The organism is Xenorhabdus sp. KJ12.1, assembly GCF_963876495.1.
GTDB lineage: Bacteria > Pseudomonadota > Gammaproteobacteria > Enterobacterales > Enterobacteriaceae > Xenorhabdus > Xenorhabdus stockiae.
In genome coordinates, this window is record NZ_CAWNQH010000118.1 from 1 (window position 1) to 4,219 (window position 4,219).

General features: G+C 34.4%; 2 protein-coding genes and 3 pseudogenes. 2 read left to right on the forward strand and 3 right to left on the reverse strand.

Features of this window, described 5'->3' with window-relative positions; genetic code table 11:
• Nucleotides 1–98 precede the first annotated feature (98 nt).
• Nucleotides 99–209 (forward strand): annotated as a pseudogene (locus AACS92_RS19745) (phage tailspike protein); the annotation flags it as partial.
• Between the two features lie 835 nt (nucleotides 210–1,044).
• A complete protein-coding gene (locus tag AACS92_RS19750) occupies nucleotides 1,045–1,830 on the forward strand; it encodes a hypothetical protein (RefSeq protein WP_153044801.1) in 786 nt (261 codons plus the stop codon).
• A 163-nt stretch (nucleotides 1,831–1,993) separates the two neighbouring features.
• Here AACS92_RS19750 and AACS92_RS19755 read toward each other — a convergent pair whose 3' ends face one another.
• The 3 genes and pseudogenes from AACS92_RS19755 to AACS92_RS19760 all read right to left on the reverse strand — a co-directional run.
• Nucleotides 1,994–3,079, reverse strand: coding sequence for an acyltransferase family protein (locus AACS92_RS19755; RefSeq protein ID WP_099111975.1), 1,086 nt, complete (start codon nucleotides 3,077–3,079; stop codon nucleotides 1,994–1,996).
• A 225-nt stretch (nucleotides 3,080–3,304) separates the two neighbouring features.
• A pseudogene (locus AACS92_RS22275) lies at nucleotides 3,305–3,508 on the reverse strand (transposase); the annotation flags it as partial.
• Nucleotides 3,507–4,131: pseudogene (locus AACS92_RS19760) on the reverse strand (IS5 family transposase); the annotation flags it as partial. The pseudogenes AACS92_RS19760 and AACS92_RS22275, both read right to left, overlap by 2 nt.
• Between the last annotated feature and the right edge of the window lie 88 nt (nucleotides 4,132–4,219).

Here is a 4,219-nt window from a genome sequence, read left to right on the forward strand (position 1 = left end):
TTATGACAGTAACGACAAATCACATCCACTTTAGCCATATCTCACCCAGAATAAAAAGTAGGGAGTTTATCACAAGATCTAATCATTGGGAGCATGACCAATTTGTGACTGTTGAGGGGCACTCTATGGCTATTTATGATAGTTACGGAGTGCAGCAGTTCTATTTTCCCAATATATTGAAGTATGATCCAGATCAGTTTGAAAATCGATTTAGACAAGAACTAGCATCTGGTAATGGTGCTTCAATGATAGGAATGTGGAATGGTAAAACTATACAAGGAGCAATAGAACCAAATAAACATATATGTGGAAATGGGAAAAAAGAAATATCTGCTGCTGATATCCAAGAATGGACAAACAAAATAAAAAATTCCAATTCTGGTTATTTCGTTTTCCCATCTGGTGATTTTTCTATTAAAAAAATTGATTCCGATTCAATAATAACTATTAATACGGGTAATTATGGGGGCAAGGTCGTAATCGATTTTAGGTATGCAAATATAAGCTACGATGGTGAATTAATAATCAGCTCGTTTATTAAAATAAAAGGAAAGTTAAGGGATTTCAAAATAATTAATTTATTTGCAAAATGTAATGGAAAAGTAAGCCATGGTGTTTTAAGTGATGACAACATAGGTCTTGGAGTATTTGAAAATATAGTTATTGAAAATCCTATTCTTGATGGATTTAATTTATCTGCTTGGCAAGTTAGGATAAATTCATGTTATATCTGGTCACCAGGTAGAGATGGATTTTCTATAAATCAGAGCATAGCAACATCTACTTCTGTATTATTTAACACGTGCTGGGTGAAAGAGCCAGTAAGGTATGGGTTTAACCTTGCTGGTATTACATATTCAAATTTTATAAATAGTGCTTTTGATGGAGGGTCAAGAAGTGAAAAAAAATCAAAAGCAGTTATTGGAGTTAGTGGATTTGTCTACGGTTTAACAATCAATGGCATGGGAACAGAGAACACAAATTGTCCTTTAATTTACGGAGAGGATTCAAGTTCAATAAGATCCATGACATTAACTAATTGGTATGTATGGTGATAATAACAACAAGGTTGACTATTTATTTGATCTAAGCTCCGGGTCATCGTTATCTATATCAGGTTTGTATTTTTTAGATAGTAATTATGTTAATTCAGGTAGATTTAGAAATCCGACAGATGGAAGATGCACTATTTATTCTACTGATGATACGCTAATCAGATGGATAAATCCCCAGAAAAGCTCATATGGAACAGTAAAAGATGCTTATACCTTAGCTAGATTGCCATTTTCAACTAATACTGGTAAAGCTGTATACAGAGTTTCCAGTGAGCTTGAATTAACAAATGTAATTAATGTGTTATCTTATTATATTATTGACTGTGATGTCGATATAATTATAAGTAGCAGTATAAATTTAAGTTCAACCTGTCATTTTAGATATATAGATGGCTCAGGAGTTATTAATATAAGAGGAGAATCCAAAGGTACAACAATAAAAAGTAATCTTTCCATTGGTGTCTCTATGACGTTTAAAAATAATTCAACGAAATTTATAATTAATAATATGAAATTATCATCTCCCGCTACGGGAGCATATGGTGTTTTTTCGGAAATAAATAATAGTAACGTATCTTTTTATGCCTGTGATATTGACTCATCAGGCGGAAAGTCTGGTTCCTTCTTGGCGGCAATGGATTTCTCGATAGTTAATATATCGGACGACTGTGTACTGAATGGTAATTTTCTACACGGTAAATACCCGAAAACATTTTATAACGATAAAACAAGCATTTTAAATAAAATAAGTGGAAATGGTTTTGATAGTATTTGAGTAGAATGGAGTGTTGAACACTCCATTCTACTCATAACTGAAAACTACTTCCATAGAGGACAGCAACAGTATTTGGTTATGTCTAAAGTAACAAAAGTGACAGGAACGGCGTGTATCCCTCTTGGTCGAAATCAATACCGCCTTCTATGAAGGCGGATTTTTACTATATCTTTTTTAGTAGATTTCTACCTACCTTTATGAAAGGTTTTTCTATTAACAGATATGATAATGAGGCTAAAGCTATCGCCCCGAATAAAGTACAAAAGAATTTTGAAAAGCCAACCAAATAGAGGTTGGTTGCAATGAAAGTTAACAGTATTGCTGATAATTGGTGCGTCATATAAAGAGAATAGGAAATATTACCCAAGAAATCTAGGGGAGGGATTTCTTTTACTGTGAACATACTTTCATAAATAACGCATAAAGTTAACAATATAAAACTAACAAAACCCCATCTTATTATACCATGCCCCGTAAATTCATTTTTAGATATACATAAAACAAAAGAATAGAAAATCAAGCAAAGTAATGCTATTTTTATTTCATTTGAAGGAGGTAATTTAATTTTTTTAACAATAAGGTATATGTAATATGATATCATGCCAAGGCAAAATTCTAATATCATTGGTGATGATATTAGAGATAATGGTGCTGTTATTATCGTAGGGTAATCAAATACTATAGTGCTGTATCCTATCAAAGACACTTCGCCTGTATATATCAATCTTGTCGTTATAAAAGAAGTTATTATTATAAAAAAACAAACTATTGCCCTATATTTGTGGCTTAATGTCATTGAAATAATAAAGAGAAAATAAAAAAACAATTCAAATGTTAAAGTCCAAGCAACCATTAAAACATTAAGTCCAAAAAAAGGAGCGTTGAAATTATATTGCAAATGTATAGGTATTAATGATTTAATGATGGATTTTAAATTGCTATCATATATGAATGCCGATAGTAGTACAAATATAATTAGTAAAGGATATATCCTAAAAATTCTTTTTACTGAAAAAGTAAAAATATTTCTTATTCTACCTTGGTTTTTCTCAGTGGATAAGGTTATAACAAACCCACTTATTATGAAAAATAAATCGACACCAAACGATCCAGATGAGAAAAGTATATTCCCTAATTTTGAAATGTTTAATTGATTAAAGTCATTAAGCATAAATCTGCTATGAAAAAACACAACAGAAATGGCAGCAATGCCTCTTAGATACTGGATTGTCCTTATCTCATTTTTCATTACTAATCCTCTTTTTACTCATATCTTAATGCCCTGTATGTGAGGCAGTCTCAAAAATTATAGGGATAATATCTAAAATAAAAAAACTATCAATAGAAATACACACCATTTCCGCTTCTGGGCAATGCTGGTCGTCATATATACTATATAAAATAGTAGTATTGTGTGATCAGCCTACAGGGCGAGAGCATGAGTGCTTGTTTATTATCCATTCCATGAGATGGGTTATTTTATAAACATGCCAAAACACTCGAATAAATAATCGTCACTCAAACAACATAATTTGCGTTTGTTTTCCATGCTTAATTTTCGGGATGTATTGTGTTTTAGCATGTTCAAAATCCATTTTCTCATGAGGGCTAAATTTTCCCCGGCATATCCCATGCGCGCCTGAAGTTGGTCTTCTTTGAACGCAACGTCTAAGAGGCTATTCAGTATTTTTTCTGCGCAGCAGTAAGACAAGGAATGCCAGATTGACGAACTGAAGGCTGGTATTCAAATTCTCCTCGCAGTTCTTCCACAGCCGTCGACATTTTTCCAGCCAACCAAAGGAACGTTCGACGACCCACCGCTTTGGTATCACCTTAAAAGTATGCAGTTCACTGCGTTTGGCAATTTCGACAGTCGCGCCCAGTATATGATGTACACCGTCCGAAAATGCTTTCCCCATATAACCGCCATCGGCTAAAACATTCTTCACGCAGGCCAGTGATTTTTTGTGCAGGGTAAACGCCTTCAAGGCGCCTTTTCTGTCCGTAATATTGGCTGTTGTGACGATAATTGCATGGGGTAAACCCTGAGTATCTACCGCGATATGCCGTTTGATACCGGAAACCTTTTTACCGGCATCATAGCCTTTTTCACGTGCTGTATCCGTGTTCTTAACGCTTTGCGCATCAATGATCACAAAAGTGGTGTTGGCGTTCTGACCACGGCTGATACGGGCCTCGCCAACCGCATTTTTTTAACGCCAGCTCCAATAGGCTGGGTTCTGTTTCTGATGGTTTTTCTTTCCAGAGTTTGAAATAGTAATATAACCTGAATTCTGGATAAGAAATTGACGAGAGGCCTGTTCCAGGAGCAAAGTTTTGGTGAAAGCCTAAAACGACTCCGGGGAGGAACAGGCCATGGACAAGTTAG

What these genes read in the sequence shown, in the direction of transcription:
- AACS92_RS19750 (WP_153044801.1), top strand. Translation starts at nt 1,045, where the DNA reads ATGTATGGTGATAATAACAACAAGGTTGACTATTTATTTGATCTAAGC.
- AACS92_RS19755 (WP_099111975.1), bottom strand. Translation starts at nt 3,079, where the DNA reads ATGAAAAATGAGATAAGGACAATCCAGTATCTAAGAGGCATTGCTGCC.